The sequence below is a fragment of the Clostridium paridis genome, assembly GCF_016765615.1.
GTDB classification, from domain to species: domain Bacteria; phylum Bacillota; class Clostridia; order Clostridiales; family Clostridiaceae; genus Clostridium_T; species Clostridium_T paridis.
Window position 1 is genome coordinate 1 of sequence record NZ_JAESWA010000020.1, and the last position, 26,883, is coordinate 26,883.

General features: G+C 30.6%; 26 protein-coding genes, 2 tRNA genes and 1 rRNA gene. 22 read left to right on the forward strand and 7 right to left on the reverse strand.

The features are described from left to right. Positions 1-108: 108 nt before the first annotated feature. A 5S ribosomal RNA gene (rrf, locus tag JK634_RS06515) occupies positions 109-225 on the forward strand. 290 nt (positions 226-515) lie between these two features. Next, positions 516-1,031, forward strand: coding sequence for a GNAT family N-acetyltransferase (locus JK634_RS06520; protein ID WP_274601339.1), 516 nt, complete (start codon positions 516-518; stop codon positions 1,029-1,031). A 234-nt stretch (positions 1,032-1,265) separates the two neighbouring features. Here the strand turns inward: JK634_RS06520 and JK634_RS06525 are convergent, their stop codons facing one another. After that, on the reverse strand, positions 1,266-1,982 hold the full coding sequence (locus JK634_RS06525) for a GntR family transcriptional regulator (protein ID WP_202766837.1): 717 nt from the start codon (positions 1,980-1,982) through the stop codon (positions 1,266-1,268). 193 nt (positions 1,983-2,175) lie between these two features. Between JK634_RS06525 and JK634_RS06530 the strand changes: the two genes are divergently transcribed. Both JK634_RS06530 and JK634_RS06535 read left to right on the forward strand, forming a co-directional pair. Continuing rightward, positions 2,176-2,251, forward strand: a tRNA-Phe gene (locus JK634_RS06530). Positions 2,252-2,515: 264 nt separating this feature from the next. Then, positions 2,516-2,710, forward strand: a complete 195-nt coding sequence (locus JK634_RS06535; protein WP_207753605.1) for a glycine zipper domain-containing protein — start codon at positions 2,516-2,518, stop codon at positions 2,708-2,710. A 48-nt stretch (positions 2,711-2,758) separates the two neighbouring features. On the opposite strand, the gene bcp is transcribed toward JK634_RS06535, so the two are convergent. Then, entirely contained in the window at positions 2,759-3,226 is a 468-nt protein-coding gene (bcp, locus tag JK634_RS06540; RefSeq protein ID WP_202766838.1) for a thioredoxin-dependent thiol peroxidase, read from the reverse strand. 182 nt (positions 3,227-3,408) lie between these two features. Between bcp and JK634_RS06545 the strand changes: the two genes are divergently transcribed. Further along, positions 3,409-4,155: a peptidylprolyl isomerase gene (locus JK634_RS06545; protein ID WP_202766839.1), complete on the forward strand. Its 747-nt coding sequence runs from the start codon at positions 3,409-3,411 to the stop codon at positions 4,153-4,155. Between the two features lie 152 nt (positions 4,156-4,307). Continuing rightward, positions 4,308-5,606, forward strand: a complete 1,299-nt coding sequence (uraA, locus tag JK634_RS06550; protein ID WP_202766840.1) for a uracil permease — start codon at positions 4,308-4,310, stop codon at positions 5,604-5,606. A gap of 41 nt (positions 5,607-5,647) precedes the next feature. Here the strand turns inward: uraA and JK634_RS06555 are convergent, their stop codons facing one another. Next, positions 5,648-6,295: an HAD family hydrolase gene (locus tag JK634_RS06555; RefSeq protein ID WP_202766841.1), complete on the reverse strand. Its 648-nt coding sequence runs from the start codon at positions 6,293-6,295 to the stop codon at positions 5,648-5,650. Positions 6,296-6,498: 203 nt separating this feature from the next. Beyond that, complete coding sequence (locus JK634_RS06560) at positions 6,499-7,854, reverse strand: [Fe-Fe] hydrogenase large subunit C-terminal domain-containing protein (protein ID WP_202766842.1); 1,356 nt, start codon at positions 7,852-7,854, stop codon at positions 6,499-6,501. Positions 7,855-7,960: 106 nt separating this feature from the next. Between JK634_RS06560 and JK634_RS20530 the strand changes: the two genes are divergently transcribed. Next, entirely contained in the window at positions 7,961-8,083 is a 123-nt protein-coding gene (locus tag JK634_RS20530) for a hypothetical protein (protein WP_274601340.1), read from the forward strand. A 52-nt stretch (positions 8,084-8,135) separates the two neighbouring features. Further along, complete coding sequence (locus JK634_RS06565) at positions 8,136-9,548, forward strand: N-acetylmuramoyl-L-alanine amidase (protein ID WP_202766843.1); 1,413 nt, start codon at positions 8,136-8,138, stop codon at positions 9,546-9,548. 32 nt (positions 9,549-9,580) lie between these two features. On the opposite strand, the gene JK634_RS06570 is transcribed toward JK634_RS06565, so the two are convergent. After that, positions 9,581-9,656: transfer RNA gene (locus JK634_RS06570), tRNA-Pro, on the reverse strand. 143 nt (positions 9,657-9,799) lie between these two features. On the opposite strand from JK634_RS06570, the gene JK634_RS06575 reads away from it, so the two are divergent. Further along, complete coding sequence (locus JK634_RS06575) at positions 9,800-10,102, forward strand: hypothetical protein (protein ID WP_202766844.1); 303 nt, start codon at positions 9,800-9,802, stop codon at positions 10,100-10,102. Between the two features lie 41 nt (positions 10,103-10,143). Here the strand turns inward: JK634_RS06575 and JK634_RS06580 are convergent, their stop codons facing one another. Next, positions 10,144-11,481: a peptidoglycan bridge formation glycyltransferase FemA/FemB family protein gene (locus tag JK634_RS06580; protein ID WP_202766845.1), complete on the reverse strand. Its 1,338-nt coding sequence runs from the start codon at positions 11,479-11,481 to the stop codon at positions 10,144-10,146. Positions 11,482-11,816: 335 nt separating this feature from the next. Here JK634_RS06580 and JK634_RS06585 point away from each other — a divergent pair, with 335 nt between their 5' ends. From JK634_RS06585 to rsmI, 4 genes are all read left to right on the forward strand, one after another. Beyond that, a complete protein-coding gene (locus JK634_RS06585; RefSeq protein ID WP_202766846.1) occupies positions 11,817-13,061 on the forward strand; it encodes a coiled-coil domain-containing protein in 1,245 nt (414 codons plus the stop codon). 279 nt (positions 13,062-13,340) lie between these two features. Continuing rightward, positions 13,341-14,564, forward strand: coding sequence for a C40 family peptidase (locus JK634_RS06590; RefSeq protein WP_202766847.1), 1,224 nt, complete (start codon positions 13,341-13,343; stop codon positions 14,562-14,564). Positions 14,565-14,711: 147 nt separating this feature from the next. Beyond that, entirely contained in the window at positions 14,712-15,458 is a 747-nt protein-coding gene (locus JK634_RS06595; protein WP_243425577.1) for a tRNA1(Val) (adenine(37)-N6)-methyltransferase, read from the forward strand. Then, the gene (gene rsmI / locus JK634_RS06600; RefSeq protein ID WP_202766849.1) at positions 15,451-16,290 is read left to right on the forward strand and encodes a 16S rRNA (cytidine(1402)-2'-O)-methyltransferase; all 840 of its coding nucleotides are present in this window, start codon (positions 15,451-15,453) and stop codon (positions 16,288-16,290) included. Before JK634_RS06595 ends, rsmI begins: the two co-directional genes overlap by 8 nt. Before the next feature lie 276 nt (positions 16,291-16,566). Here the strand turns inward: rsmI and JK634_RS06605 are convergent, their stop codons facing one another. Then, a complete protein-coding gene (locus JK634_RS06605; RefSeq protein ID WP_024614332.1) occupies positions 16,567-16,806 on the reverse strand; it encodes an AbrB/MazE/SpoVT family DNA-binding domain-containing protein in 240 nt (79 codons plus the stop codon). A gap of 918 nt (positions 16,807-17,724) precedes the next feature. Between JK634_RS06605 and JK634_RS06610 the strand changes: the two genes are divergently transcribed. The 9 genes from JK634_RS06610 (at position 17,725) to rpiA (ending at position 26,852) form a co-directional block, all read left to right on the forward strand. Continuing rightward, entirely contained in the window at positions 17,725-18,315 is a 591-nt protein-coding gene (locus JK634_RS06610; protein WP_202766850.1) for a DUF1836 domain-containing protein, read from the forward strand. A gap of 275 nt (positions 18,316-18,590) precedes the next feature. Continuing rightward, positions 18,591-21,371: a sigma-54-dependent transcriptional regulator gene (locus JK634_RS06615; protein ID WP_202766851.1), complete on the forward strand. Its 2,781-nt coding sequence runs from the start codon at positions 18,591-18,593 to the stop codon at positions 21,369-21,371. A 206-nt stretch (positions 21,372-21,577) separates the two neighbouring features. Continuing rightward, positions 21,578-22,015, forward strand: a complete 438-nt coding sequence (locus JK634_RS06620) for a PTS sugar transporter subunit IIA (protein WP_202766852.1) — start codon at positions 21,578-21,580, stop codon at positions 22,013-22,015. Beyond that, on the forward strand, positions 22,016-22,492 hold the full coding sequence (locus JK634_RS06625; RefSeq protein ID WP_202766853.1) for a mannose/fructose/sorbose PTS transporter subunit IIB: 477 nt from the start codon (positions 22,016-22,018) through the stop codon (positions 22,490-22,492). Positions 22,493-22,519: 27 nt separating this feature from the next. Continuing rightward, complete coding sequence (locus JK634_RS06630; RefSeq protein ID WP_202766854.1) at positions 22,520-23,311, forward strand: PTS mannose/fructose/sorbose transporter subunit IIC; 792 nt, start codon at positions 22,520-22,522, stop codon at positions 23,309-23,311. Between the two features lie 19 nt (positions 23,312-23,330). Further along, the gene (locus JK634_RS06635; RefSeq protein ID WP_202766855.1) at positions 23,331-24,161 is read left to right on the forward strand and encodes a PTS system mannose/fructose/sorbose family transporter subunit IID; all 831 of its coding nucleotides are present in this window, start codon (positions 23,331-23,333) and stop codon (positions 24,159-24,161) included. Between the two features lie 166 nt (positions 24,162-24,327). Continuing rightward, entirely contained in the window at positions 24,328-25,071 is a 744-nt protein-coding gene (locus tag JK634_RS06640; RefSeq protein ID WP_202766856.1) for a DeoR/GlpR family DNA-binding transcription regulator, read from the forward strand. 21 nt (positions 25,072-25,092) lie between these two features. After that, on the forward strand, positions 25,093-26,154 hold the full coding sequence (locus tag JK634_RS06645) for a Gfo/Idh/MocA family oxidoreductase (protein WP_202766857.1): 1,062 nt from the start codon (positions 25,093-25,095) through the stop codon (positions 26,152-26,154). 17 nt (positions 26,155-26,171) lie between these two features. Beyond that, on the forward strand, positions 26,172-26,852 hold the full coding sequence (gene rpiA / locus JK634_RS06650; protein WP_202766858.1) for a ribose-5-phosphate isomerase RpiA: 681 nt from the start codon (positions 26,172-26,174) through the stop codon (positions 26,850-26,852). Positions 26,853-26,883: the final 31 nt, after the last annotated feature.

Genomic DNA, 26,883 nt, shown 5'->3' on the forward strand with positions numbered 1-26,883 from the left:
AACATATTTAGCTGACTCATACTAATAGATCGAGGGCTTGACCAAATAAAAACAACTGGATATTATGTGCAATTTTGAAAGAACATAAAGTTTTTTCATAAAGAATTAATTGGTGATAATGATACAAAGGTAACACCCCTTCCCATTTCGAACAGGACGGTTAAGCTTTGAGATGCCGATGGTACTGCACGGGAGACTGTGTGGGAGAGTAGGGAATCGCCAATTAGTTCTTTTTTTGTTGCGTAAAAGACTCATTGATATTATCAATGAGTCTTTTACTTTAGGCTATGTTTCAAATAAATGTAGCCCACTCATAGATTAAAATAAAAAATTTAAAAATAGAGAGCTAATGAATATCAAATGTGATATTTTGTAAATTATGTTATAATAAGTGTTATTAAAAACTACAATCTAATGAACAATGGTAAATTAAGACGAGTTAGTTTAATTTTTAAACTACTCGATAAATAGGAATTTTTTAAAGGTTATTTATATAATAGAAAGGTGGGAGATTTTTGATAGAAACAAAACGTCTTATAATTAGAGAAATGGTGCAGTACGATTATGATGCATTGTGCAGAATATTGTGTGATGAGGAAGTAATGCGTGCTGCTTATGAAAGTGCATTCAGCTTAGAAGAAGCGCAAAATTGGCTTAACAGACATTTTAAAAGATATGAAGAGTATGGTTTTGGACTTTGGGCTGTTGAATTAAAAGAAACAAATGAAATGATTGGTCAATGTGGCTTAACTATGCAAGTTTGGAGGGAAAAAGAAATTTTGGAAATAGGATATTTGTTTCAAAAAGCGTATTGGCACAAAGGTTATGCAGCAGAAGCGGCAATTGCTTGCAAGGAATACGCTTTCTCAGTTCTTAATGCAAGTAGCGTTTATTCTATTATTAGGGACACAAATATAGCCTCTCAAAAAGTTGCTATTCGAAACGGTATGAATATTATTGATAAAGATACTAAGAATTTTAGGAATATAGATATGGACTTTTTTCTGTATTCTGTAGAGCGAACAAAATGAGCATAATACCAAGTAAAAAACAATTGATAATAATATGCCTTTAAATGCTATTATGAAAGTCAAATTGATAAGTTCCAATTTATCGTTGAAGTAATTCGTAATCTTCATTTAGTGAGCATTATAGGTGGGCAATCCCACCTATAATTTTTATTGGGCTATATTCCAGCACTATATTAAAGCATAGCCTTACTTTAAGCTTAATTAGAATTATATTAAAATCTATATAGTCCATTATTAAATTAAGTCAATAAGTAATTTATATCCATCGGAAAGATATCTAGAAATAGTGTATTCAACTGGTGTATTTTTTGAGTATCCTATTTTTGTTCTATCTATTAGTGCAGTAGGTTTATCTAAGCTAAATTCTTGAATATCTTTTTCTGAGGATATATATGCAGAGAGTATCTCATTACCTCCAGTTACCTCATACCCTTCAGATTCCAAGAGTTTATAGAGAGAACCTTCAAAGTCACTTTTTAAAGTAAGTGGAAGTAATGGATTTAAATAGGTTTCGAAAATAGTTACGATTTTTCCATCTATTCTTCTACTTCTTTTAAGTTTTATGACTTTAGTATCAGTGGCAATATGAAATATTTCGCAAGCTTTTTGGGGAGCTAACTCATAGCTTACAGAATCAACTATACGTATAGATCTGCTGTCTTGCTCCTCTAACTGTTTAAAAGAGGATTGAACCCTAGTATATGTTTTATTTGAAGTCGAGGATTGGACAATAGTACCTTTTCCACGCATTCTAATTATGTATCCTTCAGTCATTAAACGTTCCATTGCCTGCCTTACAGTAACTCTAGAAACACGAAATTTTTCAATTAATTGCATTTCACTTGGCAAGGTTGCTCCAACTTTATATACTCCAGACTCTATATCATTTCTAATAATTGCTGCTAATTGGCTCCACAAAGGCTTAGCACCGATGCTATAATCTAAAGTCATTAAATACACCACCTAGTTTAAAATAGTTATTATATTATTATATTATTATATTACATATAGAAAGGTAATTCTACATGAGGCATATGTATATAAAATATACTCAACTTTATATATTAATTTGGTATAGCAGAAGGGTAATATATTATTGACAAAGGTTGTATATGACTCTATAATAATTATGGTAAGTATTTATGGCTCGATAGCTCAGTCGGTAGAGCAGAGGACTGAAAATCCTCGTGTCGCTGGTTCGATTCCTGCTCGAGCCACCAGATAATCCTAGTACAATGTACTAGGATTATATTTTCTCTAAATTTACGGCAAAACTTTATTTATCAATTAATTAACATTAAGTATTAATGTTAAAAAGTTGGACTAAACCATGGCAATAGCCATGGTTTTTTTACTCCTCGAAGATTTTTTACAATTTTAAGCAATTTTTAATATTTGCTTAAGCAGAATGTAAGAAAATATTAATAATAGTATTATAGAATAATATACAAGAAGAAATCTTAAAAAAAAGGGGTGTATTTAGGATGAAGGCTATAATTGAAAAGATATCATTAACAGATAAAGAAAATGAATATCTTGCAAAAGGAATTGCAGTTGGTGCAGGATTAGGAGTTGTTTTAGGCATTGTTATAGATAATATAACTTTAGGGTTCTCTTTGGGTGGGGTTATAGGTGTACTAGCATCATTGGGATATTCTTTTGTTAAAAAGCATAGATAAAAAATAAAACCTGAATATTGAGATATACAGGTCTTGAAATTATAAAATTTATATAGTTCTTAAAAACTCTAAAACTTCATTAACATGGTCTTTAACTTTTACTTTCCTAAATTCTTTTTTTAGGATTCCAGATTCATCTATTATAAATGTGCTTCGTTCTATACCAATTGTTTTTCTTCCGTACATGTTCTTTTCTTTGAGAACATCATATAATTCGCATACTTTTTTATCTTCATCACTTAAAAGTATGAAAGGTAATCCGAACTTACTTATAAACTTGTCGTGTGAGGATAAAGTATCTTTGCTAATCCCTAGAATAATAGCATTTTCATTAGATATTTCAACATAATAGTCTCTAAAATCACAGGCTTCTGTTGTACAACCTGGAGTATTGTCTTTTGGGTAAAAATATAATATTACTTTCTTTCCTCTATAATCACTTAATTTATGAAGTTTTTCATCTGATCCTAATAGTGAGAAATCAGGACACTCCTTATTAATTTCTATATTATTCATAAAAATACCTCCGAATCATTAATATTATAAATATTATATAATAATAATTATTTATTGACAAGTTTTGAAACATGATAAAAACTTAAAATAGAGAGAATAATTATAAATAAGTATATTGTGCAATGATAGTAATATTATGTTATTATTATTGAGTATAATTTTAAAATTAAAGGAGATTTTTTATGGAAAATAAGGTTTTGGCAATTGTAGCAGGTAATGAGATAACAGAAAAAGATTTAAATGAAGCAATTTCTAAATATCCAGCTGATAGAAGAGGAATGTTAGCATCAGAAGAAGGGAAAAAACAATTATTAGAGCAGGTTATTTCTTTTGAGTTAATGTATAATTTCGGAAAAGAAAATTCTTTAGATAATACAAAAGAATTTGAACAAGAAGTTGAGAAGTTTAAAAAAGAACTTTTGACACAAATGGTTATTAATAAAGTGGTATCAGAAGTAACTGTAACTGATGATGATGCACTTAAATTTTATAATGAAAATAAGGAAATGTTCCTTGAACCAGATACGGTTACAGCAAAGCATATATTAGTACCATCTGAAGAAGAATGTAATGCTATAAAAGATGAAATAGAAGCAGGAAGCATAACATTTGAAGAAGCTGCAGCTAAATACTCTACTTGTCCATCGAAAGAGCAAGGTGGAAATTTAGGATCATTCTCAAGAGGAATGATGGTTCCAGAGTTTGAGGAAGCTGCATTCAATGCTGAAATTGGAAAGTTAACTGAAAGTGTTAAAACTCAATTTGGATATCATTTAATAAAAGTTGAAAGTAAAAACCCAGCCAAAGAATTAAGTTTTGAAGAAGTTAAGGATGGGGTTGTAAATCAATTAATTCAACAAAGTCAGCAAAAGAAATATTTTGATTTAGTTGATGAGTTATCAGAAAAATATGGTGTTGAAAGAAAGTAGTTAGCAATAACTCCCTAAAGATCTTAGGGAGTTATTATTTTTACTCTTACGATTTTTTTACAGCAATAAAGGCTTGAAAATTTATTAAAATAATGCTATAGTTATAAAAGCTTTAATTTAGTCCAGCGAGACTAAGAAGGAGGAATTTACAAATGAATGAAAATCAATTAGAAAAATCTATAGTGGACGTTAATGAAATGCCACCACTAAAAAAAGCAATTCCATTAAGTATCCAACATCTTTTTGCAATGTTTGGATCATCTGTATTAGTTCCAATTCTTTTCAAAATAGATCCCGCAACAGTATTATTTTTTAATGGTATAGGTACTTTACTTTATGCATTTTTGACAAAGAAACGTATACCAGCCTACTTAGGATCAAGTTTTGCATTCCTTTCACCAGTATTCATGTTAACAAGCCAAGGATATTCTTTTCAAACAGTACAAGGCGGCTTTGTGATAGCTGGACTAGTATTCGCACTAGTTGCGTTATTAGTAAAATTTGTTGGTATAGGAGTAATAAATAAATTATTTCCACCAGCAGCAATGGGTGCAATAGTTACAATTATCGGATTAGAACTTGCTCCAACAGCTGCAGACATGGCAGGCTTTGCCGTAGGTGGATCAAATAATCCAACTGCATCAAATACTACTTGGATTATAGTTTCTATGGTTACCTTAGCAACAGTAATACTATGTAATATAATACTTAAAGGATTTTTAAAAGTTATACCTATACTTATAGGAGTAGTAGTTGGATATATTACAGCTTATGCAATGGGATTAGTAGACTTCGCTACAATAAGTAGTTCAAGCTTCTTCGCTTTACCAAATATAAAAGTAGCAACTTTTGATTTACATGCAATATTAACTATTCTTCCAGCAGCATTTGTTGTTATAGCAGAACATATAGGTCACCTTGCTGTAACAAGCAGTATTGTAGAAAAAGATTTAGCAAAAGATCCAGGACTACATAGATCACTATTAGGCGATGGACTTTCAACTATGATATCTGGTATGTTTGGTTCAGTACCAACAACAACTTATGCAGAAAATATTGGAGTAATGGCTTTAACAAAAGTATATAGCGTATATGTAATTTGTGGAGCAGCACTAATTTCATTAGTACTAGGATTTTCAGGTAAACTTTCTGCACTAATAATTAGTATTCCAACTCCAGTAATAGGTGGAATAAGCTTATTATTATTTGGAACAATAGCAGCATCAGGTTTAAGAACATTCATCGAAAAGAAAGTTGATTATTCAAAATCAAGAAACTTAATATTAACTTCTGTAATATTTATAGTAGGGTTGAGTGGAATTAAGATAAATGTTTATGGATTAGAATATAAAGGAATGGTACTAGCAACAATAGTGGCAATAGCATTAAATTTACTATTCATTCTATTCGATGCAATAGGAATAATGAACGAAAAACCAGATGAGGTTTAATATTATAGAAAAAAGCTTGGACTTAGTCCAAGCTTTTTTGTTTATATAGCCATATCATTAAAACTATTTATATATTTATCAGCTTTTTGTATTAGCTGAGGTTTTTGATGCTCTGAGTATTTATCATAAACTGCTACAACCTTCATTCCAGCAGATTTTGCACCTTCAACTGCAGCAAGTATATCTTCGAATACAATACAGTTTTCAGGGGAAACACCTAACCTTTTTGCAGCAAGAAGGTAAATATCTGGATAACTTTTAGGTTTGTCAACTTCGTTTGTTGTTGTAATAGAGTCAATATAATTACTAATGCTATTGCTTTCTAAAGCCACATCCAGTAAAGGTGAAGAGTTAGAGGTTGCAATTGCAATCTTAATACCTTTTTCTTTTAAAGAAGAAAGAAATTCTATTGCACCTGGTTTTAATGGAGCATTATTTTTATAATTTTCATAAGCTAGAGAATTTATTTCCTCCATTATTTCTTCAACAGACTCAGAAAGATTAAAGGTTTTTCTAAAATATTCAGCAGTTTGTTGAAAGCTTAGATGATTAATTTCATCCTCTAAGTTTTCAGGCTTAACAATCCCTTTGTTTTCTAAATAGCTCTTATCAAGCTCATCCCAAATCCACATCGAATCAATAAGTGTTCCGTCTAAATCAAATATTGCAGCTTGTACATCTTTGAACAAAATTTTCACCTCAAATATTATTAGTATTATTATAAATTTAAAATAATGTTAGATTCTTTATAGGTTTTAAGTTAAGTTTCCTATCACAAACCCTATGACATAATGGTATATTAAAATCTTAAAGTACGCAATTAGTAAAATATACTTATATAAGAAAATAAGAGAGGTATGACCTCTCTTAAAATGAAAAACATAACATTAAGTTAGCTAAATGTTCTTTCGAAAATCTCAATTTTATGTTCGTCTCTAAAATCATCTAATTTCTCAATACCAATTTTCTTGAAAACTTCATCTAAAACTGGGCTATGTGTAGCTATTTTAACTGGTGAATCATAAGCAAAATCATCAACGGCTGTTTTTCCTTCATCCCTAGAAACTATTGCTTTAGGACCACCTACGCAACCACCAATACATCCCATGCCTTCAATGAAATTAACATCACCTAATTCACCAGCTTGGGCCTTGGCTAGTATTTCTTTGCAATCCTTAACTCCGTGAGCTTGAGCTGTTTTTAATAATTTATGTTTCTCAGGAAATAATTCTTCTATAGCTTCAGATACTGCGATGGAAACACCGCCTGTTCTAGCATAAAGTCTTCCGCCTCTAGAAGCGTATTCTACTGAAGGTATTCCAGTAAGCTCGCCTGGATTAATCTCAAGAACATCAAAAATATCTCGTACTTCTTGGAAAGTTAAAACATAATCAACTGAACCCTTAATATCAGGATCATTTCTTTCAGCTTTCTTAGCAATACATGGGCCTATGAAGACTACTTTTGCATCAGGGTTTAATGTTTTTAATACTCTCCCAGCTGCAATCATAGGTGAAACAGAAGGTGAAACATCTTTAACTAAATCATGATATACTCTTTTTAGCATTCCAACCCACATAGGACAGCAACAAGATGTAATCATAAGGTCACCTTTCTTATGAACATGCTTATCAAATTCTACAGCTTCTTTTATTGTTAACATATCTGCAGCAAAAGCTACTTCAATCATATCTGTAAATCCAGCTTTCATAAAGGCTGCCCTTAGTTGATCTAGTGATACATTAGGACCCCATTGCCCTGAAATAGCCGGAGCCACAGCAGCTATAACCTTTTCATTATTCTTTAAAAGTTCTAATATAGGCATAAATTCGATTCTATCTAGTAATTTACCGCTATCACAGGCTTCAACGCACATTCCGCAGTCGACACAAAGAGATTCATCTATGTATGTACCACCAGTTAAAGGATCTTCTAAGATAGCATCGAAAGCGCAAACTCTTTGGCAGTTTGTTTTTTCACCAGATTCCTTTCGACAACTGGCATTGCAGGAAGCTAATTTTTCTACAATACGTTCACGTATCTTGTATTCAGTTATTGCTCTTTTTAAGTTATATACGTAGTTTTCGTCTTGCTTTACCTCTACTCCACACAAAGAAGAGATTACGGACATTGCTTCCTTTTTTTCGGATTCAGAAGCATTTAAAATCTCATTTACGACTTCGTCAAAATTTCCATCATAATAAGACTTTACTAATTTTTTAAATAATTGTTCATAATCTTTTTTCATAAAAATCCTCCTAAATAGCAATAATAGTTAGTATAAAGTTATTTTATCCTAAAAAACAATGTTTATTATGTCAACAAGATTATGTCTAATGAGGAGATATTTAACTATGATGTTATTTGTTACATCCTATATATTTATAATACTTCTTTTTTGGAGTCTTTGTAAAGCAGCATCAAAAGAAGATAAATATTATGATATTTTTGATGAAAATAAAAATAAAATGAAATAATTATATAGTTCTAAAAATATTATATATTGTTATTAATATTTTTGGAGGGTATATGGTAGATTTAGTAATAGATCCTGGTCATGGTGGAACAGATCCTGGAGCACTAGGTAAAAGTGGATTAAAAGAGAAAGAATGCACTCTATATATTTCAAAAAAGGTTAAGGAACTTTTGGAGAATAAGAATGTCACTGTAGAGATGACCAGGGATGATGATAGCTACGTAACTTTAGAGGAAAGGGCAAATTTTGCAAATTTAAAAGGAGCAAGATATTTTATAAGCATTCATATTAATAGTGCAGAAGTAGATACTGCAGAAGGAACTGAAATTTATGCATTAAGCAAAGGGGGAGAAGGAGAAAAATTATCTGCAGTTATTCTAGAAAAGATAGTATCCAATTTGCAACTCAAAAACAGAGGAGTGAAATATGCTAACTTTACAGTATTAAAGCAAACAAATATGCCAGCTATTTTGGTAGAAGTATGTTTTATAAGTAATATAAAAGAAGAAACCTTACTTAAGGATGAGATTTTTAAAAACAGAGTTGCTGTAAATATTGCAAATGGATTTTTAAGGTATATTGGCAAAAGTGAAATTCCATTGGATGGTGATAATGAAACAATTATGACACCAATTATTTCAAAGCCTCAAGCAATTCAAGCACAAGCAATACAATGGGCAAAAGATAAAAATGCAGCAGAAGTTTTTATTTCTCTTGCAGATTTATATTGGAAGTTTAGTGAAGAGTGTGGAGGTGTTAATCCATTAGTGGCCTATGCACAAAGTGCATTAGAGACTAATTATGGGAAATATACAGGTAAAGTACCTGTATACTATAAAAATCCTTGCGGACTTAAGAAGAGTGACGCCAAAGGAGACAATCCTGAAGACCATGCGCAGTTTTCCTCATGGGAGGACGGTGTACATGCTCACTTAGATCATTTAGCATTATATGCTGGAGCAAAAGGATATCCCAAATTAGATACTAAAGATCCGAGACACTTTCAATATTTGTTAGGAAGAGCAAAATATGTAGAAACTTTATCAGGAAACTGGGCACCTTCTGATAATTATGGAATTAAGATTTTAAGCCTAATGGATGAAGTGGAGAAAACAATTGTTAAGGAGGAACCAATGCCAGATACTCCAAATGATAACAATAATAATAATAATAATAATGGCAGCAATAATGAAAATAATAATGACAATACTACAAATGATGGCGTAAATATTGATGAGATGAGAGCATATATTAATGAAATCTCAGGCGATATGGATAACTTAAAAAATAAAATAAATCTCATGAATAAGTACTTAAATGCTATTGATGTATTCTTAAAGAATGAAGAAAATATAAAGAATATATTAAATGATAATAATAAATCATTAACAGAGAAAAATAAAAGCTATGAACAAACATTAGAAGATATATTAAATTCAATAGCTAAGATTAGAAATATAGGATAATAAAAAAGGAATTGCAAAAGCAATTCCTTTTTTGGTCGGGGTGACAGGGATTGAACCTGCGACCTCATGGTCCCAAACCACGCGCGCTCCCATCTGCGCTACACCCCGAAGCACATAGATAATTATATATACTTTAAGGAGGTATGTCAATATTAAAATAAAAAAAGATTTGAATGTTTTGGAATACTTTACTTTTCAAGTTATAGTGTATATAATACCTTTATCTTAAAAAATAATAGGAGGATATACCTATGAGGGGAACTACAATTATAATGATATTAGCAAGCTTAGTATTTATTATTATTGGAATACTGATATTATTAAATAAAAAAATAGCAGGAGTTATAGGCGGAGGCATGTCTCCAGAAAATCATAAAGCATACATTAAATTTATAGGAACATTTTATTTAAGTGTTGGTTCAATTTGCATGATTTTTGGAATTCTTGATTATTTCTTTGCGAAATATTCACTTCTATTTGTAATATTATTTGCATTGATTATGATTTCATCATCAATGATCCAAATGAAGATAGCAACAAAGTACATAAAGTAATAAAAAGGTTTCTAAAAATATTTTTAGAAACCTTTTCTATTCTACTGCTTATTATTAAGCATTTTATTTCTTATTTCTTTAAATTTAGGGAAAGCTTTTTTGTAGGCATTATATAGAAGGTTGGAATTTACTAAGTCAAACTCACCTATAAACTCTACAAAATTACCATTAAAACCTTTTTTAAATTTATATAGGCCATAAAGTGGATTTTCAGGATTTAAGTCTCCGGAAACTCCTCTAAAGTCATATAAATAGCAGTCTAAATCGATTGAGTCAGAAATCATAGACCATTGCATTGCAAAGTTAGGCATTGTATCTCTTAAGATATTTTCTGAAGCACCATAAAGATACCAAGCTTTTCCACCATAATACAAGTAAATTGAACCAGAAAGATATATTTCCTGACCTTTAAATTCTTCTATATCAGCAATCTTTTGAGTGAAGCCCTCGATTTGTCTTAAGGATTCTTTATACTTGTTTTCTGCATCAGAAATTTTCTTTTGGATTCTACCGATTTTACCTTCTTCAGTTTCGGTTTTTAATTTTTCTTTTTGTTCCTCAATCTTAGCTAAGGCTTTCTCTCGTGCCTCTTCTTGCTTCTTTAATTTATCAGATAATCTTTTAAAGTCATTCTCATAACTATATTTAACCATATACAGTCTGCAATAAGGATATATTTCGGTAATCATATCTTTAAAATACCCTTTATGCCTAACTATGAAATTATCTCTTTTACCAGTAGTGACCATTATCTCATGAAATCTCTCTAAGACTTCTTCAGTTAAATTATCTTTGTCGTATACTTCAACAGAAAGGCCTCTTTCTTCAGCAACTTTTATATTATATCTTGTCTTACTAGAAAAGCTCTTAAAAACTTCTTTTTTTATAGCATTCTTATCTTCACCAGTTGGAAGAGGAAGTCTAAAAACAAAGTTTGGCTGAATAGCCTCAAAATTTTTAGAATCAGTATTCTTATATCCTAATGAGTTTAAGAAATTTTTTATATCGTTACCGCTATCTAGAAGCACTTCATTTTCCATTAGATGAACGTCGGGGTCAACTGTCAAAAAAGCTATATTATTTATTTTTGAATAGCTTCTTAAAAATTCTGTAAATTCAGCTAAAAGCTCTTTGTTTGTAAAATCGCAAACAAAGCCTCTTGGAGCATAAGCCATGTACTTATTTATATATGGAATTTTCCTTAGAAGTAGAGTAGTTGCCAATACTTTGTTATCTTCTGAATCATAGCCACATATAAACTTATGGGACCAATCTTTTTTAACTAAACTCCAATATGAAGTTTGAAAAATATGACCCTTTGGATCTATTTTATTAAAATCATTAATATCACTTTCTTGAACTTCCGTGAATTTATACAAGTTTAATATCCTCCCTTAATACAAGGTTTCAATTTTAACTACTTAAATTATAGATATTAGGCAGAGCCCCTACATATAAAGGAGCCTAAAGTTATAAATTTCGTTTAATATTTAAAACCCAGAGCTAAATTAATTATAAATAGCTTATTTTAAGCATAGTAATATTGTAATACGAATATTTTTACTAATCAAGATTAGTATTAGCATTGATTATTGAAAAAAATGCCTTTATAAATATTATGGACAAATTTACTAAATTTAATATTATGTAATCATTGGATAAATATATAATAAATGGTATAATATAACAATAGGAAGTGAAAGGAGGTTTTAGCATGTTTAATAATAAAAAGCACAGTATCTTTTCAAATAGAAAGAGTATAACGTTATTGATTACTGCTGCGTTTTTAATAGGTGGTAATACGCCAGTATTTGCTGAACCGATATTTACAAAAGAGCAACAACAACAATATGATGAATCTTCCTCCCAATATTCAAAGGAACAAGATGAACTTAATGAACTTCAAAACAAGGTAGATGAAATAGTGAAAAATATACAAGTTGTTCAAGTTGATATTGATAAAAACAACAGCCAAATATCAAATATCAAAAATGAAATTGATAAATTAAACAAGGATATTGAAAAAACCAAAAATGACTTAGAAATAAAAGAAAAGAGTTTTGGAGCAAGATTAAGACAGTTGTATAAATCGGGAGGAGAGAAAAGTTATATTGTAGTATTACTTAATGCTAAAAGCATAGGAGATTTTATCTCTAAGGCAGAAGCTATAAGTAAACTAATGTCTATGGACAAAAAAATAATAGATGAACTAAATGATAAAAAGGCAGAGTGTGCTAGCAAAATAGATGAAATGGAAGACAAAAATAAGGAACTTGAAAAATTAAATAAGGATAATCAAGTTAAGATTGATGAACTTAGTAAGAAACAAGATGAACAAAATGTTTACGTAGATGAAGTAAAAGGTAAAATGGAGATAATAGCTAAAGATTTAGCGCCACTGGAAAGACTTGAATATAAAGCATACGAACCAGTTGTAAATAGTCCTACCAGTAAGGAATCTGAACTAAGTAATGTGATTGACATTCTAAAGAATATTAGAAAAAACATTAAAACTCCTGAAGTTGACAGTGAAATTGCAAATCTAATTAACATAGCAAAAAGCAGAATTGCAACAGGAAATTGTGTACAAGATAATCCGATAAATAGAGGTGGAATATCAGGTAGTAATTTAGATGTAGTAAGTTATGCATCTCAATTTCTTTGGCATACGTATGCAAGTCCAGGGAATCCCCCAGATAGTTTTGATTGTTCCGGTCTTGTTCAATATGTATATAGACATTTTGGAGTAGATTTACCAAGAACTACTTGGGGTCAAGTTAATTGTGGTACGCCAGTAAGTTATTCAGAATTACAAGCTGGTGACTTAGTATTCACCAACGGTAATGGACACGTTGGAATTTATGTGGGTGGAGGACAGATGATACATGCTTCAATGCCTGGAGTAGGTGTTATCCAAGGACCTATATATCATTTTGTCACTGCAAGAAGAGTGAGATAAATATACTTAATATAGTGTGAATGAGGATGTTAGAGTTAATTTATATAATATTAACTTTAACATCCTTTTATGTTGAAAAATAAAATAAAACGTTGTTTATAAAAAATTAATAATAAAAGAAAACTGCTAAAATAAGTAAATAAATTAATATATTTAATGAAAAATGTAATATATTAACATTGAGGTGAATTTGGAAAAATGGTATAATTACAATGACGTTTAAAAGACGAAAGGGGGAAGTGGTAGTTATTGACTTGTCAATAATACCATTATGGTGATATGAAAAGAAAGGTTATTTCTGTTCTATTGACAGCAACACTAGTGTTAGGAACGGGTGTACAAGCATTAGCGGTACCTTTGACTGATAAACAACAACAAGAATTAAATGACAAAAATGCGACGTATTCAGATATTTCAAATAAATTAGACGAATTAACGAGTAAAGTTTATGCAATAGAGGCTGAAATAGAACCTATACAAGCTGAAGTAGATAAAAATAATAAAGAAATTAAGAATACTCAAAACCAGATTGATAAAAATAAAAAAGAAATCGAATCCACAAAAAAGGACTTAGAGGAAAAGGAAAAAGTATTTGGAACTAGAATGAGAGAAATCTATAAGTCTGGTGGAGAAAGCAGTTATATTGCTGTGTTACTTAGTTCTAACAGCTTAGGTGATTTTGTTGCTAAAGCTGAAGCAATTGGAAAGTTAATGAGTTTAGATAAAAAGATTATCGATGACTTAGATTCTAAAAAGAAAGAGTATGATGATAAGATTGCTGACCTAGAGAATAAGACTGAACAACTTAAAAAATTAAATGCAGATAATCAAGTTAAGTTAGTTGAATTAAATAGTAAAAAAGATGAACAGATGGTAGTTGTAAAACAGGTACAAGCTCAAGCAAATAGTGCAAAATCATCTCTTATGGCAAGTGAAAAACAATTATATCAACCATTTGCTGATATAATTAATAATTCAGGAAGTTCTGTTGATGATTTGAATAATGCAATTTCCGCATTAAGAGGAATCAGAAATGCAAAGCAAGTTAAGACTGATGCTTCTGATAAAGCAATAGTAGATTTAATTGAAAAAGCTAAAACTTTAGTGAAACAAAAACAAGCTGCAAGTAACTATACTCCAAGCAGAGGTGGCGGAAGTACTCCAACAGCATCAAGTTCTGCAATTGTTTCATATGGATATAACTTTATAGGAAGACCTTATGTATGGGGAGCAACTGGACCGGATGCATTTGACTGCTCAGGACTAGTTCAATATGTTTATAGACATTTCGGTATTAATTTACCTAGAACAACATATGATCAAGTTAATGTTGGTTCACCAGTTTCATATGGTGATTTACAACCTGGAGATATAGTATTCACAAATGGAATTGGACATGTTGGTATCTATGTAGGTGGAGGCCAAATGCTTCATGCATCTATGCCAGGTGTAGGTGTTATCGTTGGACCTATATATCATTTTGTAACAGCTAGAAGAATTTAATAAAATTGATTAAATGGCGTATCTAAAGGGAGACCTTTGAGACGCCTTTTTAATTTGCTAAAACATTGATGTTTTCAATCCCTATAACTATAATATAAAGGTAGTTAAATAATGGAGTGTGATTTTGTGAATTATAACGCATTACTAATGAATGATGAAACTTTAGATGATCTGCAATTAAATGGACTTATGTTAATCCAAAAGCAGAATGCTTTTAGGTTTGGTATAGATGCGGTGCTTTTGGCTAATTTCGCTAATGTAAGAAAAAATAGCAGAGTTATTGATTTGTGTACGGGAACTGGTATAGTACCATTTTTGATAAAAGGGAAAAAAAATCCTAAAACAGTCTTAGGAATAGAGATTCAAGAAGAATTCGTGGAAATGGCTAATAGAAGTGTAGAAATAAATAAACTTAAGGAGCAGGTTAGCTTTATGGCTGGGGATTTAAAAGATATAAATCTACTGAAGAAAATAGATAAAGCTGATATTGTAACAGTTAATCCTCCATATAAATTAAACTCATCAGGAATTATAAATCCTAATGATAGGTTGGCAATAGCCAGACATGAAATTCTATGCAATTTAGAAGATGTAATAATTGCAGCTAGGATACTATTAAAAGATAATGGAAGATTATGCATGGTACATAGGCCAGAGAGGTTAGCTGATATTCTTTGCCTAATGAGAAAACATAAAATAGAGCCTAAAAGAATACAAATGATTCATCCTAATACAAAAAAACCGCCAAATATTGTTTTGATTGAAGGTCAAAGAGATGGAGGAGCTTTTCTTAAATGGGAAGCACCATTGTATGTTTATGGAGAGGATGGAAGATATACTGAGGAAATAGATAAAATATATGGTAGAAGTAAAGGAGAAGGTAGTAATGAGTAAGTTATATATTGTACCAACCCCTATTGGAAATCTTAAAGATATAACGCTTAGAGCACTAGAAACATTGGAGTTAGTTGATACAATTGCAGCAGAAGATACAAGGCAGACAATTAAGCTATTAAATCATTATAATATAAAGAAAAATTTAATAAGCTATCATCAACATAATGAAATGGGTAAATCAGAAGAAATAATTAAAAGAATTAGCATGGGTGAAAACATTGCACTTGTAAGTGATGCAGGATCGCCAGGAATATCCGATCCAGGAAGTGTTATTATAAGAAAATGTATCGAAGAAGGTGTGGAGTTTGAAGTTCTTCCAGGAGCTACGGCGATAATAACTGCGCTTGTAGCATCTGGTTTAGACACAACTAAATTTTCCTTTAGGGGATTTCTGCCACGAGAAACAAAAGATAGAAGAGAATTAGTTGAAGAAATAAAAGAATACCGAGATACTCTGATTTTTTATGAAGCGCCACATAGATTATTAGAAACGTTAAAGTTTTTAAGAGAATCCTTTGGGAACAGAGAAATATCAGTATGTAAAGAGTTGACTAAATTACATGAAACTTTTGTAAGGGGCAAATTGGAAGAAGTGATAGAGTATTTTTCGAGCAATAGTATTAAAGGGGAATTTGTATTAGTTTTAAGTGGGAAAAGTGACCAGGAATTGGTAGAAGAAGCTAAAGCTAAGTGGGAAAACCTGACCATAGAAGAGCATATAATTAAATTTATAGATGAAGGCTTGGATAAGAAGGAAGCCATAAAAAAAGTTGCTAAGGAAAGAGGCTTAACTAAATCTGAAGTATATAAATATGGTGTTGGAATATAAAAAATCGTCAAGGCGATTATGAGCCTTCGATTTTTTACTCGCATCTGCCTTTCCATACGCATGTGAGGAAAAACTGGCAGGCGACTAATTCTATTTTTAACTCTTTAGGGAGCCTATAGTTTTTTTGTAGGAAACTTATAATGTTATCCTCAACCCTAGAATATTATAAATTCCTAAAGAGTTAAAAAAAGCACTTCTGGGGAAGAAGTGCTTTAATATCACAAACTCTTGGGGAAAAGAGTTTGTGTGGAGAGATTGAAAGATAAACAAACTATCTTACTTTTTTAATTCTGCTAAACAATTTTTGCAGATGTTTTTACCTTTGTAGTTAACAACATCTCTTGCATCACCACAGAATATGCAAGCTGGTTCATATTTCTTTAATATAATTTGTTCACCATCAACATATATTTCTAAAGCATCTTTTTCCGCAATATCAAGAGTTCTTCTTAACTCTATTGGGATAACGATTCTTCCTAATTCATCTACTCTTCTTACTACACCTGTTGATTTCATAATTTTTCCTCCTCATTTTACATCCTTCGACATATTTCTACTTAATACTAGCAAAGTTGTAATTTAAAGTCAATACTTTTCTGTATTAAATTCACACAAATTACAAATTTCTTACTTAATTAGCATCTAATATAAATATAATACCATTTAATTGAAATGTCAATAGTGTGTTTTACTAAAAAATGTCAATAATAATGATATTAGGAAAAAAAGTCATAATTAAAATAATGTCGCTAAATGGCTATGTTGAGCGGTTTTCAAAGAGAATAACATTGAAGGTATGGGGTAAACAGTAATGGTGAAAAAAATGTAACCATTTTACAATAAGAAGAAAAACATTGTCGAATTGTTATATTTATATCAATGAAATATGAGAGGTATGAATTTAAATTATATTTTTACCTAAAAATTAATGTGATATTTTTTTTAAGAAATTTATATTTAAAGAAAAAATGAAAATATTTAGTAATAATTTATTAGAAGTTATTGACAATAAATGCCTTAATATTAAATTCATTTTATAAGAAATAAAATTTAAATAAATATCAACATAAAAAAGAAAAAAGTTGTAGTTATAATATGAATATTATAATATTTAAAGGTAATATTTTGTATGTAATAATATGAAAGAATTAGTCACATGAATTCCACAGTTAATAAACAAGTTAATAACAGCTAAAATGTTAATAATGTGGATAATTCTAAAACTTATAAAAATAAATCCACATTTTTCATAAACTTATCCACAATATATGTTGATAACCTGTGAAAAAGTGTGGATTACTCTTTCAGGTATTATTTTCTAATAGGTTATTAAATTAATAAAATATTAAAAAATATGTGATAACTTGTAAAGGGTTTAGTATTACTATATAATAAAATTGAAAGTGGAGATAATTATAAAATCGAGGTGTTTATATGAATAGTAACAAATATGATGATCAGTATATGATGTCATTAGCTCAGGAGATGTCAAAAAACAATATGGTTTCTTATGAAGAGTTCCCTAAATATGATTTGTTTTTATCACAGGTTATAGACTACTTAAATGATAAATTTACTGAAGATAAATATACAAACAATATAGTACAAAATTATGTTAAAAGTGAAGTAATATCTAAACCAGAAGATGGTAAGAAAAGAGGATATACAAAAGTACATTTAGCACAACTTGTTCTACTAAGCTATATGAGACCAGTTTTAACAACAGAGGAGATTAAAAAAGTATTTAAGTTAGCATTTAATGAAATAAATGTAAGAACAGATGATATTATTTCTTGGGAGGATGCTTATAAGATTTTCTCAGATATTCAAAAAGAAAGTTTTAATGAGTTGATTACTGGGCCATTACTAAAAGATTCTAAATTGGATGGTATTATAAAAGATTTAAATTTAGAAGAAAAGGATGAAGAAAGAATTAAATTATTTTTACAAGTTATTTCCCTAATAGCTCAGGCTAGTGTTATTAAGAAACTTGTTCAAAGATTAGTAAATGAATATAATGAGTAGAATAGTTGTTACAAAATGATTATTTATGTAATAAGTTATGTAAAAAAATGAAGTTAAAAATATGTTATATATTTATTTATTATAGAAAGTAAATCTTAAATGAGAAATTTAAGATTTACTTTTTTTTTAGATACAGTATTATTTTAAAGTATAGGCTAATTTAATTTTATAAATTTTGTTCACAAAACTATTAGGGTTTGTATTATGAAATGATGAGGGTGGATTTTGAAAATGTTAAGGAATTATAAAAATGATGGGAAGTGATGAGAATAAATATGAAAAGAATTGACAAAATATATAATTATATTTTAGAAGAATCTAAAGCCTATACAATTGAAGATTTTAAGAGAATAAAAGGTTTTTCTGCTATAGAGATATCGGAAAAATTAGGGATACTTAGAAATAATGTAAGTAAAGAACTTAATGAACTGCATAAACAAGATTTGGTTATAAAAATAAAAGAGAGACCTGTTAGATACTTTAGCAAAAAGAGACTTGAAGAAATGCTCAACCTTAACATAAAGGAGAAGCAATTAGAAATTAGAGATGTTTATAATCTTTTTGATAATGAAAGCAATGTGATATCGTCTCCATTTGATTATCTGATAGGGGCAGATGGTAGTTTGAAACAAGCTATAAATCAATCTAAAGCAGCAATAATGTATCCACCAAATGGATTACATACTTTGATCTTAGGTGAAACTGGTGTTGGTAAAACTTTATTTGCTAATATGATGTTTAACTATGCTAAGTTCTCAGGTAAATATAGGGAGGATGCACCTTTTATAGTATTTAATTGTGCCGACTATGGGAATAATCCTCAACTGCTTTTATCTCATATATTTGGACATACAAAAGGAGCATTTACTGGTGCAGATACCGAAAGAGATGGGATTGTTCAAAAGGCAAATGGAGGAATTTTGTTTCTTGATGAAATTCATAGACTAAGTCCAGAAGGACAAGAAATGATATTTTATTTTATGGATACTGGAACGTTTAATAAACTTGGTGAAAATGAAAGAAAAAGAGAAGCTAATGTATTGATTATTGGAGCAACAACTGAAGATCCAAAGTCTTCATTGTTAGCAACCTTCTTAAGGAGAATTCCTGTAACTATTACTATTCCTTCATTACAACAACGTCCACTAGAAGAAAGAGTTCAATTAATAAAACATATGTTTACAGCAGAGGCAAGTAGAGTTGATAAAAACATTAGTATTTCCAGAGAAGTAATAAAAGCTTTAATAGGTAGTTCCTATATGGGAAACATAGGAAAGTTGAAATCTAATATTCAGCTGATATGCGCTACTGCGTTTTTGAATTCATTGGATACTAAAGAAACTATAAGAATAGACCTGAATGATATTCCAGAGAGTATTCAAAAAGGTCTATTTGCGATATCTAATAATAGAAGAGAATTTGAAGAGCTATCTCATGTTCTTGATAAAAAGGTCATAGTAAGCCCACAAGGTGAGGTTAACTTGCTTCAAAATGACGATTATGAATTACCATTTAATTTATATAAGATAATTAAGGATAAGTCGGCTATATTAACAAATGAAGGAATGAATAAAGACGTTATTCATGACTTAGTTATGAAGGATATTGATGCGCAACTTAAAACTTTCTATAAGAAGATAAGAAAAGATAGTACTGTAAAAGAAAAGTTATTATCAATAGTGGATAATGAAATCTTTGAATTTGTAAAGCATATCAAAGAATACACTGAAAAAAGTTTGGATATCAAATATGGTGAGAGATTTACTTATGCAATGAGTCTTCATTTAAGTGTATTTTTAAAACAGAGAGCAGATGATAATCTTACAAAAGAGAAAATAGAAAGAATGGGATATGTAATAAATGAAAAAAGTGATGAATATGAAGTAGCTGAAAAAATAGCGTTAAAGATTGAAAAAAAGTTTAAGGTAAAAGTTCCCAAAATAGAAATTGAATATTTGGCTATACTATTAGTGAATTTAGAGGAAGAAAATACTGTCGGAAAAGATGATAAAGTTGCTATTCTGGTTGTAGCTCATGGAAGTAGTACTGCCTTAAGTATGGTAAATGTTGCAATTGATTTATTAGGTAAAGAAGGTCCTATAGATGCAGTAGATATGCCACTAGATGTTAGTCCTCAAAGTATTTTAGAAGATGTGACAGAAAAAGTAATTGAAATGGATCAAGGTAAAGGAGTTCTTCTAATGGTGGATATGGGATCCTTGGCTACTTTCGGAAAGATAATACAAGAAAAAACAAATATTAAAACTAGAACGCTAGAGATGGTAACTACGCCTTTGGTTATAGAAGCAGTAAGAAAGGGGCATTTATTTTCAGAGGAGCTAGATGAAATCTATTTTTCATTAAGGGATTTCTCAGGTTACTCTAATATTGAGGATAATAAAAGTGATGATCAGGATAAAGCAGTAATAACTATATGTTCATCGGGACAAGGGACCGCTGAAAAATTGAAAGAAATAGTTAAATCTATCATAGATGATATAACGGTGGAAAATATCGAGGTAATACCTATTGGGATAAGAGGAGCCGAAGAGAAAGTAAAGTATCTGCAGGGGAATAAGAAAATTCTTGCAATAGTTGGAGTTAAAAATGTTTCTCAAGAAATTCCGTTTATATCTTTAGAATCATTCATCGGAGGTAATGGAGCTAATGTACTTCGAGGAATTATATCAGGAGTTGAGGTTGAAGAAGAAGAAAGTAGGAATTTGGTTGTAAGAGAATTATGTGAAGAAAGTTTGGAAGAATATTTAACCTTTCTAAATCCTAAAAAAGTTATTGGACTTCTTATGGAGTTCATAAGTGTATTAGAAAAGCTGTTGAATAAAAGATATAACAATGGTGAACAACTGAGATTGATTGTCCATGTAGCTTGTGCATTGGAAAGAATGGTGCAGAACCAAGGGTTAACTTATAGGGGAGAAGAGAATTTTGCAGAAGAAAGTGTAATGGCAATTGAAAGTGCTGCTGAAATATTCCAAAAAAGTATTAATATTAAATTGTCAAAAGATGAAGTGTATCATATTTGTGAAATAATTTGATACTGTATCAAAAATAAGTTTAATACTGTATCAAAACAATAAGTAAAGTGTATCAAAAATGCAGAATAAAATTAATTAAAGTATCAAAAAATAAAAATATTATCAATGAAATGGCTTACATTCATTGATACACTTTTTTGGCACGATACTTGCTATAAGATATAGTGTCAGAAAAAACCAACGGAAATATTAAAGGAGGAGTTTAAATGACAGCAGTAATAGTTGCAACACATGGTAAATTTTCTGAAGAGGTTGTGAAATCCTCAGAAATGATATTTGGAAAACAAGAAAATGTAGAGTATGTAACCTTCGTACCAGGTGAAGGCACTGAAGATTTAATAAGAAAATATAATGAAGCTATTGAGAAGTTAGATACAAATGAGGGTGTTTTATTCCTAGTAGATTTATTTGGAGGAAGTCCATTTAATGCTGCAAGTACCTTAGCTATATCAAATGAAAAGATGGATATAGTTACTGGTGTAAATCTACCAATGCTACTTGAAGTATATGGAACTAGAATGATGTCTAATTTTGAAGAAGTAGTTAAAGCTGCACAAAATGCAGGTAAAGATGCTGTTAAGGCTTTCAAGGAAGGTCTTGCAATAAATAAAAATAACGACCTAGATGATGAGGAGGTATTATAAATGAAAATTGTATTAGCAAGAATTGATGACAGATTAATACATGGTCAAGTAGCTACAGTTTGGTCTAAAGTTTCTGGCTGTGAAAGAATAATAGTAGTAAGTGATGAGGTTGCAAAGGATGAGTTAAGAAGTACTTTATTAGTGCAAGTTGCTCCTCCAGGAATAAAAGCACACGTACTAAATATAGAAAAAGCTATTAGAGTATACAATAATCCAAAGAATGATTTTAAAGCATTGTTATTATTCACAAACCCTACTGACGTATTAAGATTAGTAGAAGGTGGAGTTAAGATTGAATCAGTTAACATCGGTGGAATGTCATTTAAAGAAGGTAAAAGACAGGTTACTGGAACTATTTCTGTAAATGAACAAGATGAGAATGCATTCAAAGAACTTAATAAAAGAGGAATAGAATTAGAAATAAGAGTTGTTGCATCAGACTCTAAGGTTCTATTAAAAGATAAATTGCCATTATAAAATTCTTATTAAAGGGAGGAATAAACAATGAACGCATTACAAATTATTTTAGTTGTAATTTGGGCATCTATTTCTGGTATTGGATCAGTACTTGATGAATTCCAAACACACAGACCATTAATATCATGTACAATTATAGGACTTATTTTAGGAGATATCAAAACAGGTATTATATTAGGTGGTACTTTAGAACTTATGGCTTTAGGATGGATGAATATAGGAGCAGCAATGGCACCAGATGCAGCAATTGCCAGCTGTATTTCTACAATCCTAGTAATCGTTTCACATCAAACAGTTGCAGAAGGAATAGCAATTGCAATCCCTCTTGCAGCAGCAGGACAGGTTTTAACAATATTCGCAAGAACATTATCAGTTGGTTTACAACATAGAGCAGACAAGTATGCTGAACAAGCAAACTTTACAGGAGTAGATCTTTGTCACTTAGGTGGTTTAGTAATTCAAGCACTTCGTGTAGCTATTCCAGTTTTAATAGTTGCAATGTTTGCAGGAACAGATCAAGTTAACAATATGTTAAACGCTATTCCAGACGTTGTTACAAAAGGACTTCAAGTTGCAGGTGGATTCATAGTTGTAGTTGGATACGCAATGGTTATCAATATGATGGGAGCAAAACACTTAATGCCTATGTTCTTCTTAGGATTCGTAGTTGCCTCATTCTCAACTTATAACCTAGTTGCTTTGGGTATATTAGGAACTATATTAGCTATCCTTTACCTACAACTATCACCAAAATATAATGCTGTAGCAACTTCAGCAGGCGCAGCATCTGATGATCTAGATGACGACGTATTAGATTAGGAAAGAGGAGGAAATAGCAATGAGTGAACAAAAAAAATTAACTAGAAAAGACCTAGTAAGTGTATTCCTTCGTTCAAACTTCCACCAAGGTTCTTGGAACTTTGAAAGAATGCAAGCTATAGGATATGCATATGCAATGAATCCAGTTCTTAAGAAATTATATACAACTAAAGAAGAACAAGTAGATGCTTTAAAGAGACATCTTGAATTCTTCAATACTCATCCTTATGTAACTGCACCTATATTAGGAGTTACTTGTGCAATGGAAGAACAAAGAGCTAATGGAGCTGACATAGATAATGGAGCAATCAACGGAGTTAAGGTTGGTTTAATGGGACCTTTAGCTGGAGTTGGTGACCCAATATTTTGGGGTACACTAAGACCTGTTCTTGCAGCATTAGGTGCTTCTATAGCAACTGGTGGTAGTGTATTAGGACCGATATTATTCTTCGTATTATGGAATGTAATTCGTTTAGGATTCAGATGGACTACTCAATTCTATGGATATAAAGTTGGAGCTAATATCGTTAAAGATTTAGCTGGAAACAAACTTCAAAAATTAACAGAAGGTGCTTCAATCCTTGGATTATTCATCATGGGTGCATTAGTTGCTAGATGGACTTCAATAAAAGTTCCGTTTGTACTTTCAACTGTAACTAACGCTCAAGGTAAAGAAGTTACTACAACTGTACAAAGTGTTTTAGATTCATTATTACCTGGATTACTAGCATTAGGATTAACTTTCCTTTGCATGAGATTGTTAAGAAAGAAAGTAAGCCCAATAACACTTATATTTGGACTATTTGCTTTAGGTATCATCGGATATGCTATAGGTTTATTAGGACTATAGAATATAATAAATATGTCAAATTAATCCCTGAGAATTCACCTCAATATGGTGGAGTCTCTCAGGGATTTTTTTATTATTATTAAGTTTCGAATGAAACTATATTGATTTCAAACGAAAGTAGATGTATAATTATATTAAAAATATAGCCTAGTGAGGTGATGCTATTTTGAATGAAAGAAGAAGCGAAATATTTAATATAATTTCAATAGAACCTAAGGTATCAGTAAAAGAATTATCAAATATTCTTGGGGTATCAGAGGTTACAATAAGAAAAGATCTTTCAGCACTAGAAGAAGAGGGTGTTTTAAAAAGGACTCATGGTGGAGCAGTGCAAATAGCTTCAAGCTCTATAGAAAAAAGACTATCATTCAGACAAATTGAGAAGCAAAGAATAGCAGAAGAGGCTTCAAAGTTAGTCCTACCTGGTGAGACTATATTATTAGAAGCAGGTTCTACTAATACGGTTCTAGCAAAAGAAATTTCAAAAAAATCAGGAGTTCATATAATAACAAATTCTTTATATATTACCTATATGCTTAAAGATACACTTCAAGTTAAAGTGACATTATTAGGAGGAGAGTTGCAACAAGATTCAGAAGCAATGGTTGGACCACTCACCACTTTAAGTTTAAGTAAAATTGCAGTTGATAAAGCTTTTATTGGAATGGATGGTTTTTCTGAAAAGTTAGGCTTTACCTGTGGAGATTTTTTTAGAGCTGAAGTTGGAAAGGAAATGTGCAAGAGAGCAGAAAAAACTATTGTTTTAGCTGATTCTTCGAAATTTGACAATATAGGAGTTACTCCTGTTGTAGAACTTAATGATGTCTATATGGTAATTACAGATAAAGATATAACAAAAGAAAAGTTAAGTATTTTAAAGAAACATAATGTGAACACTATCATAGTCTAGTATGAAAAGGAGAGGATTAATATGAGTAAAACAGTAAATGTAGGTTTGATTGGTTATGGGGTTGCAGGGCAAGTATTTCATGCACCTATGGTATATAGCGTAGACGGGTTAAGGTTATATAAAATATATGATGGAAGAGTAGAGAATGAGGAAAAAATAAATTCTAAATATAAAGATGTTTTATTTACTACTAATATTGATGAAATATATAATGATGAAAATATAGATTTAGTTATAGTAGCAACTCCTAATACAGCCCATTATGAACTTGCAAAAAGAGCATTAGAAGCTGGGAAAAATGTACTTGTAGAGAAGCCATTTACAGTAACTTCAGAAGAGGCAGATAAGCTAATCCAATTAGCAAAGGAAAAGAATAAGCTCTTGACTGTGCATCATAATAGAAGATGGGATAGTGATTTTAAGACTATAAAGAGAGTAATTAATGGTGGGTTACTAGGAGAACTTGCAGAATATGAAGCTCATTATGATAGATTTAGAAACTTTTTTAAGGAAAATGCTTGGAGAGAACAGAATACTCCAGGAGCAGGAATACTTTATGATTTAGGTTCTCATTTAATAGATCAAGCTCAAGACTTATTTGGGCTTCCAGAGGAAGTCTTTGGAGACTTGAACATACAAAGAAAAGGTGGAGAGACAATAGATAATTTTGAAGTAATATTAAAGTATCCTAGTTTAAAGGTTACATTAAAGGCAGGAATGCTAGTAAAAGAAGATAGTCCACATTTTGTTTTATATGGGAATAAGGGAAGCTTTGTTAAGTACGGTATGGATGTACAAGAAGGAAATTTAAGAAAAGATTTAATACCTAAGTATACTCAAGAATGGGGAAAAGAATCGCAAGAACTATGGGGGACACTAAATACTGAGCTTAACGGACTTAATTTTAGAGGAAAAGTTGAAAGTGAAAACGGAGATTATAGAGCATTATATGAAAATGTTTATAAAGCAATAATTGGTGAAGAAGATATAATTGTAAAACCACAAGAGGCTAGAAATACTATAAGAATAATAGAGCTAGCAGAAGAAAGTAATAAGAAAAAAGCATGGGTGAAATTTAGTTAATATACTGAGGTGTAGTTATGGATGCAAATGAATTAAAAAAAGAAAGTGCTAAGAAGGCATTAGATTATATAAATGACGGAATGATAGTTGGATTAGGAGCAGGTGGAAGTGTAGCATATCTTGCAGATTATTTAAGTGAGAAATCAAAGAGTGGATTTAATGTAAAAATAGTAACCCCTTCTCGCTCGACAAAGTTATTATGTTATGAGAAAGGACTAAATGTATTAGATACTTCACTTGTAAGTAGTATTGATGTAGCCTTTGATGGATGCGATGAGGTAGATACAAAACTAAATGCACTTAAAAGTGGAGGAGGAGTTCATACAAAAGAAAAACTAATTGGAACTATGGCGAAAAACTATATACTCTTAGTTGATGAAAGTAAATTTTCTAATACACTTACTTTTAAAGTACCAGTAGTATTAGAAATAATAGAAGAAGCATTGAGTTATATAATTGAAGAGGTAAAGAAAATTGGAGGAGAGCCTAAGCTTAGAAGTTCAAAAGAAAAGGATGGTTTTGTAATAACAGATAACGGAAACCTTTTACTTGACGTAAATTTTAAAAATGTTAATAACATTGAAAGCTTAGATAAAGCTTTAAAAGATATAAGAGGAGTTGTAGAAACTTCATTATTTGTAAATGTTGTGACAAAAGCTATAGTAGCATCTGAAAATGAAATAAAAGTCATAGAATAGTATAAACTCCGAAGCACAGTACTTAGGCTTC

Coding starts and splice junctions, on each gene's coding strand:
- JK634_RS06545 (WP_202766839.1), top strand. CDS start 3,409: ATGGAAAATAAGGTTTTGGCAATTGTAGCAGGTAATGAGATAACAGAA.
- JK634_RS06590 (WP_202766847.1), top strand. CDS start 13,341: ATGAAAAGAAAGGTTATTTCTGTTCTATTGACAGCAACACTAGTGTTA.
- JK634_RS06620 (WP_202766852.1), top strand. CDS start 21,578: ATGACAGCAGTAATAGTTGCAACACATGGTAAATTTTCTGAAGAGGTT.
- JK634_RS06565 (WP_202766843.1), top strand. CDS start 8,136: ATGGTAGATTTAGTAATAGATCCTGGTCATGGTGGAACAGATCCTGGA.
- JK634_RS06605 (WP_024614332.1), bottom strand. CDS start 16,806: ATGAAATCAACAGGTGTAGTAAGAAGAGTAGATGAATTAGGAAGAATC.
- JK634_RS06525 (WP_202766837.1), bottom strand. CDS start 1,982: ATGACTTTAGATTATAGCATCGGTGCTAAGCCTTTGTGGAGCCAATTA.
- JK634_RS06575 (WP_202766844.1), top strand. CDS start 9,800: ATGAGGGGAACTACAATTATAATGATATTAGCAAGCTTAGTATTTATT.
- JK634_RS06630 (WP_202766854.1), top strand. CDS start 22,520: ATGAACGCATTACAAATTATTTTAGTTGTAATTTGGGCATCTATTTCT.
- JK634_RS06625 (WP_202766853.1), top strand. CDS start 22,016: ATGAAAATTGTATTAGCAAGAATTGATGACAGATTAATACATGGTCAA.
- JK634_RS06615 (WP_202766851.1), top strand. CDS start 18,591: ATGAAAAGAATTGACAAAATATATAATTATATTTTAGAAGAATCTAAA.
- JK634_RS20530 (WP_274601340.1), top strand. CDS start 7,961: ATGATGTTATTTGTTACATCCTATATATTTATAATACTTCTTTTTTGG.
- JK634_RS06645 (WP_202766857.1), top strand. CDS start 25,093: ATGAGTAAAACAGTAAATGTAGGTTTGATTGGTTATGGGGTTGCAGGG.
- uraA (WP_202766840.1), top strand. CDS start 4,308: ATGAATGAAAATCAATTAGAAAAATCTATAGTGGACGTTAATGAAATG.
- JK634_RS06535 (WP_207753605.1), top strand. CDS start 2,516: ATGAAGGCTATAATTGAAAAGATATCATTAACAGATAAAGAAAATGAA.
- JK634_RS06635 (WP_202766855.1), top strand. CDS start 23,331: ATGAGTGAACAAAAAAAATTAACTAGAAAAGACCTAGTAAGTGTATTC.
- JK634_RS06610 (WP_202766850.1), top strand. CDS start 17,725: ATGAATAGTAACAAATATGATGATCAGTATATGATGTCATTAGCTCAG.
- rsmI (WP_202766849.1), top strand. CDS start 15,451: ATGAGTAAGTTATATATTGTACCAACCCCTATTGGAAATCTTAAAGAT.
- bcp (WP_202766838.1), bottom strand. CDS start 3,226: ATGAATAATATAGAAATTAATAAGGAGTGTCCTGATTTCTCACTATTA.
- JK634_RS06585 (WP_202766846.1), top strand. CDS start 11,817: ATGTTTAATAATAAAAAGCACAGTATCTTTTCAAATAGAAAGAGTATA.
- JK634_RS06595 (WP_243425577.1), top strand. CDS start 14,712: ATGAATGATGAAACTTTAGATGATCTGCAATTAAATGGACTTATGTTA.
- rpiA (WP_202766858.1), top strand. CDS start 26,172: ATGGATGCAAATGAATTAAAAAAAGAAAGTGCTAAGAAGGCATTAGAT.
- JK634_RS06560 (WP_202766842.1), bottom strand. CDS start 7,854: ATGAAAAAAGATTATGAACAATTATTTAAAAAATTAGTAAAGTCTTAT.